Genomic DNA, 17,094 nt, shown 5'->3' with positions numbered 1-17,094 from the left:
AAAACGCTAATGAATATCTTGCACTTTGCTACAGGACCGTATGCAACCAATTGCTATATAGCAGTATCGGACGGTATTGCTGATGTGATTGATCCAGGTATGCATAGTGCATCAGCAATCAATGATTATCTGAGTGAGAATAATCTGGCACTTGGAAACATAATTCTCACGCATGGTCATATTGATCATGTACGTGATGCTGGTGAACTAGCACATCATCATGGTGCCAGCGTCTATATCCATAAAGCTGATGCTTTTATGCTCAATGAACAGATTGGCTTCAATGAGCAGGCACGGATACTCTTTGATGTCACATCAATGCGTCTCGTGCATAATCCTCAATGGCTTGAGCCGGGTAGCACGATTGCTATTGCTGGTCAGGACTTCACGGTGCATCACTGTCCTGGGCATTCGCCAGGATCAGTTATCCTTCAAGGCAAAAAACTTGCTTTCAGCGGAGATGTATTGTTTGAGGGAAGCGTCGGGCGCACTGATTTGCCTTTTTCTTCCCCGGAAGAGATGACAAAGACATTAAAAGATATTGTGCTTTCCCTACCTGATGATCTTGCTATTTTGCCTGGTCATGGTGCTCATACCACTATGCGAGTGGAAAGAAAGAGTAATCCTTTTCTGCAGGAGCTATCGTGACCTAGGTGTGGCAGGTAGTGCGTAATTTATCTTCATTATTATTTTCAGTAACAAACTATAAAAGAATAACAACGAGAGTATGACTAAGAAAAAGATACAAACAATCGCTGCTCCTAAAGGTGTGCCTGATTATATTCCGCCGCAATCTGTTGACTTTGCGGAGGTTCGCTCGACCTTTGCACGTGTAGCACAGACAGCTGGATATGAACACATAGAACTGCCAGTGTTCGAGGACACTACACTTTTTGCACGTGGTGTTGGAGAATCCACTGACGTCGTAAGCAAAGAAATGTACACTTTTGCGGACAGAGGCGAGCGTTCAGTAACGTTGCGACCAGAAGGTACAGCAGGGGTGATGCGCGCTGTTATTGAGCACAATCTTGATCGTGGTCAGTTACCAGTGAAACTACACTACTATGGTCCTTTTTTCCGATATGAGCGACCACAAGCAGGACGCTATCGCCAACTCCAACAGGTAGGTATAGAAGCAATTGGTGTCGATGATCCAACGTTAGATGCTGAGGTCATTGCTCTTGCTGATAGAAGTCTGAAAGCGATTGGGTTATCCGAATATCGACTAGAGATCACCAGTCTTGGCGATAACACCTGCCGTCCGCAGTACCGCGAAAAGCTGCAAAATTTTCTTTTTGATCTGCCCTTGGATGAAGAAACACGTCGTCGAGCAGAAATTAACCCATTGCGTGTACTAGACGATAAACGTCCGGAAATGAAGGAAATGCTTTCCGACGCACCCCTCATGCTTGATTATCTGAGTGAAGAGACAAAAATTCACTTTGACACCGTGCAACAATTACTTACTGACTTAGATGTCAATTATGTAGTTAATCCTCGTATGGTGCGTGGACTCGATTACTACACCAAAACTACCTTTGAGTTTGTGCACGATGGATTAGGCGCCCAATCAGGCATTGGTGGTGGCGGACGCTACGATGGTTTGATGGCACAGCTTGGTGGACAAGATCTATCAGGAATTGGTTATGCGTTAGGCGTTGATCGCTGTCTATTGGCGTTGGAAGCAGAAGGAAAACGCTTAGGAACAGGGCAGCGGGTGCGCGTATTTGGTGTGCCGATGGGCGCGCAAGCAAAAGGGAAAATGCTGATTCTCATTGAGCAATTGCGAGCTCATGGTATCTGTGCAGACATGGTCTATGGTGATCGTGGGCTTAAAGGCGCAATGAAAGCTGCTGATAAAGCTGGGGCAGACTATGCTTTGGTGCTGGGAGATCGGGAAATCGCAGACAATGTTGTAGCAGTCAAGAATCTTCGCACACAGACTCAAGAAGATATTGCACCAGAACAGCTTATCTCTTACCTGCATTGATAGCTTTATCCTGCAGAGGTGCTGCTAATAACCACCAGTAGCACCTCGTTTTCTACAAGTTGCGTGCTAGCATTCTGTAAGGTTAACCGGCAATCCGAGGTTAATTGCTAAACCACCGGCGGATGTCTCCTTATACTTGGTGAGCATATCGCGTCCGGTATCTGCCATAGTTTTGACTACATGGTCAAGACTCACGCGGTGTTGTCCAGTGCTCAATTGCGACATCCGAGCGGCATTGATGGATTTAACAGCACCAATGGCATTGCGCTCAATACATGGAATTTGGACAAGCCCACCGACTGGATCACAGGTCAAACCAAGATTATGCTCGAGGGCGACTTCAGCTGCGTGTTCTACTTGTTGAGGCGTACCACCCATAATTTGACACAGACCTGCTGCTGCCATTGCTGAAGCAGAGCCCACTTCTCCCTGACAACCTACTTCAGCTCCTGAAATAGAAGCATTTTCTTTAATGATGATGCCAACTGCTGCCGCAGCAAGTAAAAAGTCTCGGTGGCGTTGCGCGTCATAGCCCTCAAGAAAATCTCGAGCATAATGCAGCACTGCTGGAATAATGCCTGCTGCACCATTTGTTGGTGCAGTGACGATACGCCCACCTGCCGCATTTTCTTCATTAACCGCTAGAGCATAGAGATTGACCCATTCCATAGCCCACAAAGCATCTTTAGTGCGATCAACAGCTGTGGAATTAACATACTTATACACTTGCGGTGCTCGCCTTTCGACGGATAATCCACCAGGCAATACACCATTTGTTTGGATTCCAGCAGTGACACAAGAACGCATAGTAGCCCATACAAGATCAAGATGATCAAGGACAACGCTTTTGCTGCCGTGAATCGCTTGTTCATTAGCAAGCATAAGGTCTGGAATGCTCACATTATTCTTGGTGCACTGTTCTAACAACTGTTGCGCATTGTGAAAAGGATAGGGTAATTGTTCAGTGCGCCCTGTTGTCGATACGCCTGCTCCAAGAACATCTTTTTCCTGTTCAATGAGTTCTTGTTCAGAGAGGATAAAACCTCCGCCTACGGAGAAGAAGACTTCTGGAGCTACTGTGATGTTTCCGGCCTCGTCGTAGGCGCAAAAGGTGATGGCGTTGGGATGTCTGCTGAGAGCTTGAGGATCAAAATGTAAGTGATACCTCCATTCTCCTAGTGGACCACTGACATTACCTGATATCGGAATAGGACTACCAAAAGCTGGGGCAGTGGTTGCTGTAGCAGTTGTAGGATCGAATCCAGCAAGGCCGAGAATCGCAGCACGGTCGGTGCCATGTCCGATACCAGTGGCGGCAAGAGAACCATGCAAAGTGATATGAATAGTATCCTGCTGTGCATGCGGATTATTGCGTGAAAAAGCCAGTGCTGCTCGCATAGGACCTACTGTGTGTGATGATGAAGGGCCTATGCCAATACTAAAAAGATCAACTGCGCTAATCGACATATATACTCAATCCTTTGCTTAGGTTTTGGTGAGTTAAAAGCCTATTCTAATGGGTTTCCTTTGTTTTTTGCTTTGGGTAATGCTGTGTAGAATTCAGTATGACTAATTATTGAAATTGTTTTGACCTGTTTTCTAGCGAGGAAACGTCAAAGAAAGCAGGAAAAGGACAATTAAGGAACTGAGAAAATGATCCAAAAAACTATATTATCTACGCATGATTTAGTTTTGAGTAATGGGGTTGCTAAACCTGATATCAGCATCGTCGAAGGACTGACCTTGATTCATTCGCGTCGTGAATCGTCGGCAACTGTATTTGCTATGACGATTTCTGGCAGGATGAAACAAAAATCCGGGAGCATAATGTTTCGCCACAGCGATCGATTATGGTCTGCGCGGGAAACAGATACACAGGTATCAGGAGATATGTGGGAACAGCAGTTAAGTGGAAACCACATAGCGAGTGTTTCATCAGATGATGGAGCAGAGGAGACGATAGAGATCACAGCTAGCAGGAAGCTACATAAGCGTATTGCACTTGCTGGGGTCGTAGAGATTGATAGACTCGAGCGCCTGATACCGGTGCGATCTGTGATACGTGAACAAGCTGCATGGCGTAGTTCTTGGTATAAACCTGTTCCTAGAAAAATTAGTCAGATCGATAGTTTCGCTCAGGCAGCTGATGTTATTGGCTTAGAAATTGATGATGAGCGTGCACGTAAAACTAACATTGGGCAATTAGACCCGACAGAAAGATTTAAGTTGCGTGTTGTGTTAGCGCTAATGTCTACTCCTCGGGCATCATTAGTGCTTATTGACGATATTGATCAGGTGCGTAGCCAAGAAATACGAGATGAATTATTAGTATCTTTGCGCAATTTAAGTGCATATCTTCCGGTTGCCGTGATTTCTTCTAATTCTGATCGACTTGGCATTTGCGACCATAGTATTCGGATTGAAGATGATCAGGCTATCGTGGTTTCTTCTACACAGTCACGGCAAAAAAGCGGGGTAACAAAGCAATGAGTTTGTTTCATATTGGGTCAGAGCTACGCCGCTTTGGGCATGGTAAATTACCACCTCTTACTGCATTAGTGATTGTTCTTATTCCTTTGTTATTTGGTGGTCTATTCGTGTGGTCCTATTGGGATCCAGTGGGACGATTAAACAATATGCCAGTGGCAGTGGTGAATTCAGATGAAGGCACTACTGTTGCAGGAAGAGAAGTTCACGCTGGTGACCAGATTGTTTCTGCTCTATTGAATAATGACAAGGTTAATTTCATTGAAGTAGACGCCGATGATGCTAAAAAAGGCATTGATAATGGTACTTACTATTTTGGGATTGAATTACCAACAGACTTTTCAGCAGCAGCAGTAAGTGCAAACACTGAAACACCACATCAAGCGACGCTGAATGCCGTATATAACAATAACAATGGCTTTTTAGCAACTATGCTTGGTAACCAGGTAGTAGCACAGGTTTTGGCAACTATCAATGAGAATCTGGGTAGCCAGGTGGCGACACAACTGTTGGTTGGGTTTAATACCATTAATGGTGGGGTACATGCGGCTGGAGCAGGAGCAACACAACTTTCTGAAGGAACAGGAGCCGCACGAGAAGGAAGTCAGCAATTAGCTCAGGGGAGTGGTTCACTGGAACAAGGCATTGCGCAAACCAATGATGGTGCTCATTCTCTTGCTGCTGGCGCAGGTGAATTAAGCGAAAATATCGCAAAGGCCAGTGCGGGTGCAGATCAGCTTGCTGATGGTTTGGCGCAACTGAATCAGGCCACAGAGGCATTAGGAAATGGTGCTGACCAAGTTTCCCGAGGTGTTAATCAGGTGACCGGAATTGCGAATCGTGCGCATACCACTCAAGAGCAGCTATTGGGCATGATCGTAAATTTATCGGCTCAACTACGTTCGACAGGAATACCTCAGGCAGTTGATCTCGCTAATCAAGCTGATGGGCTTGTTACCCAACTACGCAATAATGGTATAAGCGGTGCCATTATGTCACAGCTTGATCAACTTAGTGATGGTGCTCAGCAGGTCAATGAACAACTGACCAGTCCGGTATCAAAGTTCAGACAAGGAATGGATGCCGCAAACACTGGAGCACAGCAGTTAGCAACTGGTCTACATGAGCTTAACGACGGTTCTCAGCGTCTTGTCATTGGTGCAAATACTTTGGCAGATGGCACCAGCCGGTTGCTTGCTGGTTCTCAACAACTTACAGTGGGAGCTTCTCAGCTTAGTAGTGGTCTGGTGCAACTTGATGAAGGATCCGCTGAGCTAGCACTGAAATTGAATGAAAATGCGGATAAAATCCCCACGTTTTCTGCCGATAGGTTGGGAGCTGCAGCGCTTAATGTTACGACTCCCGTCGGAAAGCATATGCCAGGAGATAGTTTATCGCTTTTTGGTGAGGGACTGGCACCAATGTTTATTTGCATTGGTTTGTTTGTGGGAGGCACAGTGTGTTTTATGATTGTGCGACCACTCCAACGCCGCGCTATCGAGTCGTGTATCACACCCATTCGAGTCGCCTTGGCAAGTTATCTGCCGGCGGCGATCCTAGGATTAGCACAGGCAACAGTCGTATTTTTAGTACAACGGTTTTTCATTGGCCTACATGCTGCTCATGAATGGGCTTTATGGCTAGCGATGTGCGCGATATCGCTGACCTTTATGGCACTAGCTCAAGCATTGAACTCTATTTTTGGAGCCACTGTAGGGCGAGTGCTGTGCATTGGGTTTATGACGCTACAAGTTGTTTCCTCTGGTGGATTGTATCCACCAGAGACGCAACCAGCACCTTTGCGTTGGTTCCATACCTATGACCCCATGACCTATGGCGTTAATCTTTTGCGCCATGCTATCAATGGCGTCGATGGAATAGATGATTCGCGTGTAGTACAAGCTCTAGGAGCACTGGTGCTTATCTGGATTATTTGCTTTAGCGTCACGACTTTATCTGCGTTGCGTGAGCGGCAGATGAAGATAAAAGATCTGCACCCAGAAGTTGCTGTCTAATTATTGTTCGTGAGCATACATAACAAAAGCCTTGAGATATCTGCGTGATATCCAAGGCTTTTTCTAGGCTTTAACGACTATACAAGATAAAGAAAACGAAGATTATTTGTAGCCACCGCGTCCAAGGGTGTCACAGCTGCTCATTTTTCCGCTCTTATAACCAGCTAAAAATGCTTCTTGACGCTGTTCAGAAGAACCGTGAGTAAAAGATTCAGGATTGATCTCTGTTCCTGAACGCTTCTGGATATTATCATCACCAACAGCTCGGGCAGCATTAATCGCATCTTTTACTTGATCATCAGTAATGGGCTCCAAAAAGGCTTTTTCTCCTTTATCTGCATAATGAGCCCATACACCGCCATAGCAATCTGCTTGGAGTTCAATTTTTACGGCATTAGAGTCTTGACCTGGATTGTTGTAATCAGATAGCCCAAGGGTGCCTTCTAGATTTTGTACGTGATGTCCAAACTCATGCGCAACGATATATTCTTGTGCGAAAGGCGTGTTTTCGCCGCCAAATTTTCCTAATTCATCAAAGAAAGAAACGTCGAAATAAGCTGTTTGGTCGCTAGGGCAGTAGAACGGTCCTGTAGCTGAAGAGGCTTGCCCACACCCAGTAGCAATGCTGTTGCTGAAAATAGTAAGACCAGGTTTGGTGTATTCCACACCAGATTGCTGAGCCAATTGTTCTTCCCACATTTGATTAACACTCAGTCCAGTAAACTCAACACGGCAATCTGTGTTTTCATTTGCATCTGCACCAGTTTTACAGTGATCAAGTGTGCCGGCAGATTGCTGAGTTTGTCCACCGTCGGTTTGCCCACCAATCAATTGACCAAGGTCGCTAGGGTTACCTCCCATAAGGAGATAGAGCCCGACGAGAACTACTGTTCCTACACCTCCGCCAAGAGCAATTCGACCACCTGATCCGCCTGAACGTGCCAGATTTTCTGATTTCTCAATATCGCCACGAAAAGTCATAATGTTAATTTTTGCATAATTTTCCTGAAGACAAAAGAGATGGAGAGCTGCAGTCGAGTGCACAGGGCCACAGTGACAATAGAAAAGTAAGCCAAGTGAAAGACGAGTTTTGCTGTATGAAAAGATCAAAGATAACTTATTTGGGTATAGTTTTATGAAGAGCTACACGACAACAAAGCGGTAGATGAAAATCAGATAAGTTGATAAGTCAGTTAATACGTCTAATACGTCTTAATACGTCTCGGAAGGAATTGATGTAGGTGCTTCGGACACATTATGCAGGTGATCTTAGAAAAGACATAGCTGGTCAAGAGGTTACTCTTACCGGTTGGGTTTCTCGTCGTCGAGATCATGGTGGTGTGATCTTTATTGATCTACGTGACTCATCTGGAATTGCACAGGTAGTTTTCCGCGATACAACCGTCGCAGAGCAAGCACATCAATTACGTAGCGAGTTTTGTATTAAGGTCACCGGTGTGGTGGAGCTTCGCCCTGAGGGGTCGGAAAATCCACAGCTTGCTTCTGGAGCTATTGAAGTCAATGCTACCGAGCTGGAAGTGCTCAATGAAGCAGCAGCCTTGCCTTTCCAGGTAGATGAATCTGCGCAGTCAGAAGTCGGCGAAGAAACACGACTAAAATATCGTTACTTGGATCTGCGCCGTCCAGTACGAAGCAATGCATTGAGATTGCGTTCGGCAGCCAATAAAGCAGCGCGTACTGTGTTGGACCGCCATAATTTTGTGGAAATTGAAACCCCAACGCTTACCCGATCCACTCCCGAAGGTGCCCGAGATTTCTTGGTTCCTGCTCGGCTGAAACCAGGCTCATGGTATGCACTACCGCAGTCACCACAGCTTTTTAAGCAATTGCTCATGGTTGCTGGTATGGAACGTTATTATCAGATTGCTCGTTGCTATCGTGATGAAGATTTCCGTGCTGATCGTCAACCAGAATTTACTCAGCTTGACGTAGAGATGAGCTTTGTCGATCAAGAAGATGTTATCGCGTTGGCAGAGGAAATCGTTGCAGAGCTGTGGAAACTCATTGGCTATGAGATTACCACTCCTATTCCACGGATCACCTATGCAGAAGCAATGCGGAAATATGGTTCTGATAAACCTGATCTTCGTTTCGCTATTGAAATTACAGAATGTACTGAGTTTTTTAAGGATACGAGTTTCCGAGTATTCCAAAATGAATATGTCGGTGCCATCGTTATGGAAGGTGGAGCGAGCCAGCCGCGTCGTCAGCTTGATGCTTGGCAAGAGTGGGCAAAGCAGCGTGGCGCTAAAGGTTTGGCATATATCCTCGTAGGCGAAGATGGCGAATTAACCGGTCCAGTTGCAAAGAACATTACTGAACAAGAACGAGCTGGTATTGCAGAGCACGTTGGCGCACAACCTGGTGACTGCATTTTCTTTGCTGCAGGTGATGCCAAGAGCTCTCGCGCCTTGCTTGGCGCAGCTCGTGGTGAGGTTGCACGTAAACTAGGTCTGATTAAAGAAGGTGATTGGGCATTCACCTGGGTCGTTGATGCACCGCTATTTGAGCCTGCAGCAGATGCAACCGCTTCTGGCGACGTCGCCTTGGGCAATTCCAAGTGGACCGCTGTGCACCATGCTTTTACGTCACCAAAACCAGAGTGGCTTGATAATTTTGAGCAGCACCCAGAGCAAGCGACTGCATATGCTTATGACATCGTATGCAATGGTAACGAAATTGGTGGTGGCTCTATTCGTATCCACCGCCCAGATGTCCAAGAACGTGTATTCCAAGTCATGGGTATTGCCGAAGAAGAAGCACGAGAAAAGTTTGGCTTCTTACTTGATGCTTTTGCATTTGGTGCACCTCCACATGGTGGTATCGCGTTTGGTTGGGATCGTATCGTGAGTCTGCTTGGTGGTTTTGACTCGATTCGTGATGTGATTGCATTCCCTAAATCAGGTGGCGGTGTGGATCCACTGACTGCTGCTCCAGCGCCTATTCCAGCGCAACAGCGCAAAGAAACGGGAGTAGATTTTAAGCCTAAAGCTGAGAAAGCCTAAAGGCTACAGCCGTACGATAGGTATTGTACGATTTGCTGGACAAAACCTTTCAGGTGTGTTCGCTCTAAGCGGATACACCTTTTAGCATTTATGGGAAGAAATAGGTGAATTCACTATCTAAAAGTTCTACACTGGACTACTGGATTTCTTTCGGTGCTCGGTCCCGGTCATCGAGAAAAGATCAGTGACTGAGCTTATAAGGAAGGAGCATGGTGCCTGTGGAGATGAATGAGCACGATGAAGAATTAATCGTTGATGAGAGTTTCATTAACGATATCGTTACTAATGCACAAAAATTATTGTCGCAGCGCTTTGGCGGCAGCCAGAAGTTAACAGATATTCAGCTTTTATCTGGATCTGGTATTGCAGTAGTCATTCGTGCACGATTGGTAGCCTCCCCATTTATTCAGCAGCGTTCAGTAATTCTTAAACATATGCCTCTGACTGGATTGCTCTTCGATCATTCTGCTTTCTTAAGAGAAATTGTTGCATATCAATTCACCACTTCCTTACCAGAGGAGGCTCGTCCAGGACCTGTTTTGCTAGCGCATGACGTCGAGAAGCGTCTTATTGTTATTAGCGACTCTGGTGACGGAGATACTTTTGCACAATTATTGGATACTAAAGATGATCGCGTGCGTCTTTCTATTTTGCGGGATTTAGGGGAAGCAATTGGAAAAATGCATGCTGGAACAGCGGGTAAGGAACAGGATTTTGCTATTTTGCTTAATCGAATGCTGCTGAAACACAAAAATGTGCAAGAGATATATAAATATCGTGAGCGTGTTATCCTTTCTTCCATTCCGGTAGGTAAAAGTCTGCTTCAACGTGTTGGTATTCAGATACCTGAAGTGGTGGAGGAATATGCCCGCAGCGCACAGCATAGATTGACGGCGGGGCATCATCGTGGGTTTACCCCGTTTGACCTATCACCAGATAACATCATTGTTGCTAATAAAACGCATTTTCTAGACTATGAATCAGCTGGTTTTCGCGATTGCACTTTCGACATTGCTTGCGTCATAGCTGGGTTTCCTCAATACTTGTCTTCCCGAAGCATCAGCGATGAAGAAGCAGATGTTTTCATTCAAGCATGGCTTAATGAAATTAGTGATACCTGGCCTCATACACGCGATCCTCAGTGGTTGAGTAATAGAATCATGAGCTCTTTATTGGGGTGGGCTTTATCTTCACTGACTATGATGCTCTTCCAAGTGGATCCAGAGTGGTACATTGATGATCTTGATTCTGTCTTAGCTCAAGAGAAAAAAGAATGTGACAATGAACATGATAGTGAGACACTATGTGAGTTCTTTTCACCTATCACTGAACTGATATTTGGCGATCCGCATGACGTACCACATGATTTTTTGATGATTAGGCAGGATATACGAGAAACCTTTGAGGCAATCTATCGCTATGCAGTTCGTGGCAGGGACTTACAGTTTGCGTCTGTAGCGCAATTTTCTGCAGAGGTAATCAAGTTTTTAGATGTAAAACAGACTTAGCTATATATGGTGACTGATGACTGAGCATGATTTATTTTCAGCTGATGCGCAACGTTCTACGTATGAACATGCGCCATTAGCGGCAAGAATGCGTCCACAAACTCTTGAGGAAGTCGTCGGGCAGCGCCATCTCTTAGGAGCTGGGCGCCCTTTGCGACGACTTATCGAAGGAGCAGGTGAAGCATCGGTTATTTTGTATGGGCCACCTGGTACTGGAAAAACCACACTTGCCTCGTTGATTAGTGCAACTACTGGGTATCAATTTGTAGGACTATCGGCACTTAGCTCTGGGGTAAAAGAAGTTCGCGCTGTTATCGATCAGGCACGTCGTGAGTTAATTGATAATAAAAAAACAGTTCTTTTTATTGATGAGGTGCATAGATTTTCTAAAACTCAACAGGATGCGTTGCTTGCCGCTGTAGAAAATAGAATTGTTCTTCTGGTAGCAGCTACCACGGAAAATCCTTCTTTCTCCGTGGTGGCACCATTGTTGTCTCGTTCGCTCATTCTTAATTTACATCCTCTCGATGATGCTGATATTACTGAAGTAATTGAGCGTGCAATTAAGAGTGAACGTGGATTGGCGAGTCGGATTAGTGTTACTGATGAAGCTATTGCACAACTTGTCTTGTTAGCATCTGGCGACGCACGTAGAGCACTGACGTATCTTGAAGCGGCTGCTGAAGCAGTTGCCGATGGTGGACAACTGACGCCACAAATCTTAAAAGAAAATATCGATCGTGCTATTGTGCGATATGATCGCGATGGAGATCAGCATTATGACATCACAAGTGCATTTATCAAATCTATTCGAGGCTCTGATGTAGATGCGGCATTGCATTATCTCGCCAGGATGATTGAAGCAGGAGAAGATCCTCGCTTTATTGCGCGTCGGTTAATGGTACATGCTAGCGAGGATATCGGTATGGCAGATCCTCAAGCATTGACTATTGCTGTATCGGCAGCTCAGGCAGCACAGTTGCTGGGAATGCCCGAGGCAAGAATACCTTTGGCTCAAGCAACTATTCACCTAGCCACGGCGCCTAAATCCAATGCAGTAGTGCGGGCAATCGACGCGGCCTTGAATGATGTGCGTTCTGGGCTTAATCCACCTGTACCGGCACATTTGCGTGATGGACATTATGCTGGTGCACAACGCTTGGGTAATGCTGTTGGCTATCGTTATCCGCATGATCATCCGTCGGGAGTGATAACCCAGCAATATATCCCACGAGAACTAGATAGTGCAGTCTATTATCAACCTACGGATCATGGTGTGGAGAAAAGGATTAGTGATTACCTGGGGAAATTGCGTCGGATAGTGCGCGGTAATACACGCTCTCAGTAGATCCATAGCGGTGTCAGGTTGAAAGTAGGTAAGTGGTGTCAAAGAGGGTAGAGTGTATGTGCGTAGTATGTCGTACTATGCGACAATAATCTCATAACTTAAATAGTGATAATGAAAAATAGTTGTTGCAGTGTCGCCTAGGGCGCTGCTGCTTGCCATTGTGTAGTTAGAAAGCAAAAGCGAGGAATACCATCGTGCAAACACACGAAATCAGAGAACGTTTTATTAACCACTTCGTTAAAAAAGGACATACTTTTGTCCCAAGTGCTTCTCTGATTTTAGATGACCCAAACTTACTATTCGTCAATGCTGGAATGGTGCCATTCAAGCCATATTTTTTGGGGCAGCAAACGCCACCTTTTGCTAATGGAACTGCCACTTCTATCCAAAAATGCGTGCGTACCTTAGATATTGATGAGGTAGGAATTACCACGCGCCACAACACATTCTTTCAGATGGCAGGTAATTTCTCCTTTGGTCAGTATTTCAAGCAAGGCGCTATTGAGAATGCCTGGTCATTATTGACGTCATCGGTAGCAGATGGTGGGTATGGGTTAGATCCAGAGCGATTGTGGGTAACGGTCTATCTTGACGACGATGAAGCTGCAGATATTTGGCATAACCATATTGGTGTCCCTACTGAGCGTATTCAACGGTTAGGGATGGCAGATAATTATTGGTCAATGGGTGTTCCGGGGCCATGCGGGCCGTGCTCAGAAATTTACTATGACCGCGGCAGTGCATATGGAAAAGAAGGCGGTCCTATTGCTGATGACAACCGCTACATGGAGATTTGGAATCTGGTCTTCATGGAAAACGAACGTGGTGAAGGCATTGGTAAAGATGATTTCCATATTCTTGGTCCGTTGCCGAAAAAGAACATTGATACTGGACTTGGCGTAGAACGTGTTGCGTGTATTTTGCAGAACGTAGAGAACGTATATGAGACAGATCTGTTACGTCCAGTTATTGATATAGCTGAGCAATTGACCAGCAGCGTGTATGGGAAAAACAACACTGATGATATCCGCTTCCGAGTGATTGCTGATCACTCGCGTACTGCCATGATGCTTATTCTCGATGGCGTAACCCCTGGTAATGAAGGGCGCGGTTATATTCTGCGTCGTTTGTTGCGCAGAATTATTCGTTCTGCACGTTTGTTGGGTGCGCAGGGACAAACCATGGAAAAGTTCATCAACACCATCATGGATACTATGACTCCGTCGTATCCGGAAATTGTAGATAATCGTGAGCGCATTATTCGTGTTGCTGTCACTGAAGAAAATGCATTCTTAAAAACACTAGAATCAGGTACATCTCTCTTTGAGCAAGCAGCGGCAGATATCAAGCAATCAGGTAAACGCACGATTGCTGGTTCTGATGCTTTTGCCCTCCATGACACGTATGGTTTCCCTATTGATTTGACTCTCGAAATGGCTTCTGAAGCTGGGCTATCTGTGGATCTTGATGGTTTTAATGACCTCATGGCACAGCAGAAAGCACGTGCGAAAGCAGATAATCGTGCGAAAAAACATGGTCATACTGATTTGTCAGTCTATCGGCAATGGGTGGATGAGAATCCAACGCAATTCAGCGGTTATGATGAATTAGAGTCAGAAGCAAAAATCATTGGTTTGCTTATCGACGGCAAGAAAGTTGATGAAGTACCTGAAGGTACTACGTCATCTGTTGAGGTTATTCTTGATCGTTCACCACTATATGCTGAGTCAGGTGGACAATTAGGTGATCGTGGTCAGCTCACTATGTCTGGCAGTGTTGTCGAGATTGATGATGTGCAAAAAATTGCTAAGAAACTTTGGGTGCATAAAGCTCATGTAGTTTCTGGCGGCATGAGCGTTGGCGATGTAGTGCGTGCGAGCGTGGATACACAATGGCGCCATGCTGCACGCCAAGCGCATTCAGCTACTCATCTTATTCATGGTGCTTTGCGTCAAGTGCTCGGTCCTACTGCTGTTCAGGCAGGTTCTATGAATAAGCCAGGCTATTTGCGTTTCGATTTTAACTACACTGATGCATTAACCTCACAGCAACTAGAACAAATTGAGTTGCTCACGAATGAAGCCATCGATCGCGATTGGCAAGTCAATACTGTAGAAACTTCACTTGAAGAAGCTAAAGCGATGGGTGCTATGGCATTATTCGGGGAAAACTACGGTGACGTGGTGCGTGTAGTCGAGATCGGTGGACCATTTTCTATGGAATTATGTGGTGGTACCCACGTAGCGCATGCTTCACAGATTGGTCCTGTTAGCGTACTTAATGAGTCTTCTGTGGGTTCTGGTGTGCGTCGTATTGAAGCATATACTGGTCTTGATGCCATGCGTTATCTGGCTAAAGAACGTGTATTAGCAGAAAACCTTGCCACAATGTTAAAGACTCCTTCCTCGGATTTGCCAGAGCGCATTGAGCAGCTTGTGCATAAATTAAAAGAGGCAGAAAAAACTATTGAGGATATGCGTCGTGCGCAACTGCTTGCTGATTCAGCAAAGTTAAAGTCTCAGGCAATTCTCGTTAATGGTGTTGAAGTGGTATGCAGCCAACTACCTGATGGAGTATCTGCCCAGGATCTTCGTTCTATTGCGAGCGATCTGAAGAACTCTTTTGGCTCTAAAGAAGCAGTAGTGGTGCTCAGTAGTGTGGATTCTGAAAAAGTGCCTTTTGTGATTGCCGTTTCCCAAGCAGCAGTATCTCGTGGTCTTAAAGCTGGGGACTTAGTAAAACTTTTGGCCAGTTATGTTGCCGGTCGTGGTGGTGGTAAACCAGATATGGCTCAGGGAGCTGGTAGTGATGCTGCCGGCATAGATGCTGGATTTACCGCTATTAAGGATGCGATTGAGAATAATTAAGGAGAGTAGATGGGCTACGTCAATGCGGATACCCCTGGTCATAATGATCCAGGAGCGGGTCGACGTCTTGGCATTGACGTAGGAACTGTGCGGATTGGGGTGGCTGTTTCTGATCGAGATGCACGATTGGCTACTCCAGTAGAAACAGTTGTGAGAATTACTCATTACCGAGATCCTGATGGTGCAGATATTGATCGATTAATGGACTTGATTGATGAATATGCAGTAGTAGAAATTGTTATTGGTTTGCCGAGAGATCTCCAAGGTAATGGTTCTCGCAGCGTGCGTCATGCTAGAGAAATAGCGTTTCGACTGAAGCGGCGCTTAAAACAGCAAGGCAGATTTGTTGCTATAAGGTTTGCTGATGAACGTTTGACAACTGTTGTGGCATATAACGCTATGGCTGCGGTTGGTAGGAGTCATAAGAAAAGCAGAAACGTGATTGATCAAGCAGCTGCAGTAGAGATTTTGCAGTCTTGGTTAGATGCTCGACAGAGATATCAGCACGACCATATGCACGATCATGACGATAATCTTGAATGTCATTGATTTATTCTGCGAATGTCTGTGTTTATCCAAGTAATGTTGTAATCATCTTGTAATCTTCTTTCAGAAACATTATTCAGAGTTTAGTGGTAAAACTTTATGTCACACTGCTAGCGCTTTGGAGATGCGGAAGGTTTGTTACGAAAATGCGGATGGAAAGCAAATACGTGAAACGTCGTCAAAGAGGTCTTGCAGTGTTATGCGCTGCGCTGGTGCTTTTAATCGGTGCGGTGATCTATATCGGAGTGCACTTTTTTAACCATGGTGAGTCGGATTATTCTGGTTCAGGCAACGGTACAGTCAAGTTGGTGCAAGTTGAAGAGGGATCAAGTCTTTCTGAGTTGGGGCCACAGCTGAGTAAAGACGGTATTGTTGCTTCTAATGACGCTTTTCAGAGTGCAGCTTTTAATAATCCTCGCGCTTCGCAGATTAAACCAGGATTTTATCGCCTTCAAGAGGAAATGAGTGCTGAAGCTGCAGTGAATGCTTTACTTGATGAGAAAAATCAAGTAGAAGTGCTCAATGTGCAGGGTGGCTCTACCTTAATGGACTCAAAAGTTGTTGGTGGAGATGTTCGCTATGGCATCTATACGCTTATTTCCCAAGTGACGTGTGCACAGGGGGCTGATAATTGTATTAGTGCACAATCTCTCCAGGATGTTGCAGCGCAAACCGATCCAGTAGAGCTGGGTGTACCAGAGTGGGCAATTGAAAAAGTCAAAGGACGTGGGAATGATCCGCGTAGACTTGAAGGGCTTATTGTTCCTGGTCAGTATGTTGTTGATCCATCTGCTAATGCCAAAGAAATTCTTAAAGATTTGATTCAGCGTTCCGCAAAGGAATTTGAGAAAACCGATATTGTTAATCGTGCTCAGGTGGTTAATCTTTCTCCTTATGACTTGTTGACTGCTGCCTCACTCATTGAGCGAGAGGCACCTGCTAATGATTTTGATAAGGTCGCACGCGTTATTCTTAATAGGTTAGCCGTTCCACAGCGCCTAGAGTTTGACTCTACAGTGAATTATGATTTGCCAGAACAAGAGGTGGCTACTACCGACGCAGATAGGGCGCGTTTGACCCCATGGAATACATACACCATGGATGGGTTACCAACCACGCCTATTGCCAGTGTCTCTGTCAAAGCTATTGAAGCTATGGAAAAGCCAGCAGAAGGGCAATGGCTCTACTTTGTTACTGTTGACAAGAACGGAACTACTGTTTTCAGTAATACCTTTGAGGAACATTTAGCGGCAATTCAACAATCTGCTGATAATGGAGTGTTAGACTCCAATCGTTAAATCAGGAGA

General features: G+C 45.4%; 12 protein-coding genes. 10 read left to right on the top strand and 2 right to left on the bottom strand.

The genetic code is table 11. From position 1 onward, the window contains the following. Positions 1–9: 9 nt before the first annotated feature. Positions 10–648, top strand: a complete 639-nt coding sequence (locus tag FQV43_RS05620; protein ID WP_146339379.1) for an MBL fold metallo-hydrolase — start codon at positions 10–12, stop codon at positions 646–648. Between the two features lie 79 nt (positions 649–727). Then, positions 728–1,990, top strand: coding sequence for a histidine--tRNA ligase (gene hisS, locus FQV43_RS05615; RefSeq protein ID WP_144272973.1), 1,263 nt, complete (start codon positions 728–730; stop codon positions 1,988–1,990). 66 nt (positions 1,991–2,056) lie between these two features. Here hisS and FQV43_RS05610 read toward each other — a convergent pair whose 3' ends face one another. After that, a complete protein-coding gene (locus FQV43_RS05610; RefSeq protein WP_146339377.1) occupies positions 2,057–3,457 on the bottom strand; it encodes an L-serine ammonia-lyase in 1,401 nt (466 codons plus the stop codon). A 186-nt stretch (positions 3,458–3,643) separates the two neighbouring features. On the opposite strand from FQV43_RS05610, the gene FQV43_RS05605 reads away from it, so the two are divergent. After that, positions 3,644–4,480 (top strand): hypothetical protein, encoded by an 837-nt coding sequence (locus tag FQV43_RS05605; protein ID WP_146339375.1) that lies wholly within the window; start codon positions 3,644–3,646, stop codon positions 4,478–4,480. Continuing rightward, positions 4,477–6,492: a YhgE/Pip domain-containing protein gene (locus FQV43_RS05600; protein WP_144272970.1), complete on the top strand. Its 2,016-nt coding sequence runs from the start codon at positions 4,477–4,479 to the stop codon at positions 6,490–6,492. The genes FQV43_RS05605 and FQV43_RS05600 overlap by 4 nt, the downstream gene beginning before the upstream one ends. Positions 6,493–6,594: 102 nt before the next feature. Here the strand turns inward: FQV43_RS05600 and FQV43_RS05595 are convergent, their stop codons facing one another. Beyond that, complete coding sequence (locus FQV43_RS05595; RefSeq protein WP_146339373.1) at positions 6,595–7,473, bottom strand: neutral zinc metallopeptidase; 879 nt, start codon at positions 7,471–7,473, stop codon at positions 6,595–6,597. Between the two features lie 260 nt (positions 7,474–7,733). Here FQV43_RS05595 and aspS point away from each other — a divergent pair, with 260 nt between their 5' ends. The 6 genes from aspS to mltG all read left to right on the top strand — a co-directional run bounded on the left by aspS (position 7,734) and on the right by mltG (position 17,085). Next, on the top strand, positions 7,734–9,518 hold the full coding sequence (gene aspS, locus FQV43_RS05590; protein WP_146339371.1) for an aspartate--tRNA ligase: 1,785 nt from the start codon (positions 7,734–7,736) through the stop codon (positions 9,516–9,518). Between the two features lie 224 nt (positions 9,519–9,742). Beyond that, on the top strand, positions 9,743–11,026 hold the full coding sequence (locus FQV43_RS05585) for a phosphotransferase (RefSeq protein ID WP_246846995.1): 1,284 nt from the start codon (positions 9,743–9,745) through the stop codon (positions 11,024–11,026). A 16-nt stretch (positions 11,027–11,042) separates the two neighbouring features. Further along, complete coding sequence (locus FQV43_RS05580; RefSeq protein WP_144272966.1) at positions 11,043–12,374, top strand: replication-associated recombination protein A; 1,332 nt, start codon at positions 11,043–11,045, stop codon at positions 12,372–12,374. 194 nt (positions 12,375–12,568) lie between these two features. Further along, the gene (gene alaS, locus FQV43_RS05575; RefSeq protein ID WP_146339367.1) at positions 12,569–15,241 is read left to right on the top strand and encodes an alanine--tRNA ligase; all 2,673 of its coding nucleotides are present in this window, start codon (positions 12,569–12,571) and stop codon (positions 15,239–15,241) included. Positions 15,242–15,250: 9 nt separating this feature from the next. Continuing rightward, positions 15,251–15,790: a Holliday junction resolvase RuvX gene (gene ruvX, locus FQV43_RS05570; RefSeq protein WP_146339365.1), complete on the top strand. Its 540-nt coding sequence runs from the start codon at positions 15,251–15,253 to the stop codon at positions 15,788–15,790. Between the two features lie 143 nt (positions 15,791–15,933). Next, on the top strand, positions 15,934–17,085 hold the full coding sequence (mltG, locus tag FQV43_RS05565) for an endolytic transglycosylase MltG (RefSeq protein ID WP_144272963.1): 1,152 nt from the start codon (positions 15,934–15,936) through the stop codon (positions 17,083–17,085). Positions 17,086–17,094: the final 9 nt, after the last annotated feature.

The organism is Corynebacterium sp. sy039, assembly GCF_007904105.1.
Lineage (GTDB): Bacteria > Actinomycetota > Actinomycetes > Mycobacteriales > Mycobacteriaceae > Corynebacterium.
This window is presented reverse-complemented; position numbering and strand designations above follow the sequence as displayed.

What these genes read in the sequence shown, in the direction of transcription:
- FQV43_RS05620 (WP_146339379.1), top strand. Translation starts at nt 10, where the DNA reads ATGAATATCTTGCACTTTGCTACAGGACCGTATGCAACCAATTGCTAT.
- hisS (WP_144272973.1), top strand. Translation starts at nt 728, where the DNA reads ATGACTAAGAAAAAGATACAAACAATCGCTGCTCCTAAAGGTGTGCCT.
- FQV43_RS05610 (WP_146339377.1), bottom strand. Translation starts at nt 3,457, where the DNA reads ATGTCGATTAGCGCAGTTGATCTTTTTAGTATTGGCATAGGCCCTTCA.
- FQV43_RS05605 (WP_146339375.1), top strand. Translation starts at nt 3,644, where the DNA reads ATGATCCAAAAAACTATATTATCTACGCATGATTTAGTTTTGAGTAAT.
- FQV43_RS05600 (WP_144272970.1), top strand. Translation starts at nt 4,477, where the DNA reads ATGAGTTTGTTTCATATTGGGTCAGAGCTACGCCGCTTTGGGCATGGT.
- FQV43_RS05595 (WP_146339373.1), bottom strand. Translation starts at nt 7,473, where the DNA reads ATGACTTTTCGTGGCGATATTGAGAAATCAGAAAATCTGGCACGTTCA.
- FQV43_RS05585 (WP_246846995.1), top strand. Translation starts at nt 9,743, where the DNA reads ATGAATGAGCACGATGAAGAATTAATCGTTGATGAGAGTTTCATTAAC.
- FQV43_RS05580 (WP_144272966.1), top strand. Translation starts at nt 11,043, where the DNA reads ATGACTGAGCATGATTTATTTTCAGCTGATGCGCAACGTTCTACGTAT.
- ruvX (WP_146339365.1), top strand. Translation starts at nt 15,251, where the DNA reads ATGGGCTACGTCAATGCGGATACCCCTGGTCATAATGATCCAGGAGCG.
- mltG (WP_144272963.1), top strand. Translation starts at nt 15,934, where the DNA reads ATGCGGATGGAAAGCAAATACGTGAAACGTCGTCAAAGAGGTCTTGCA.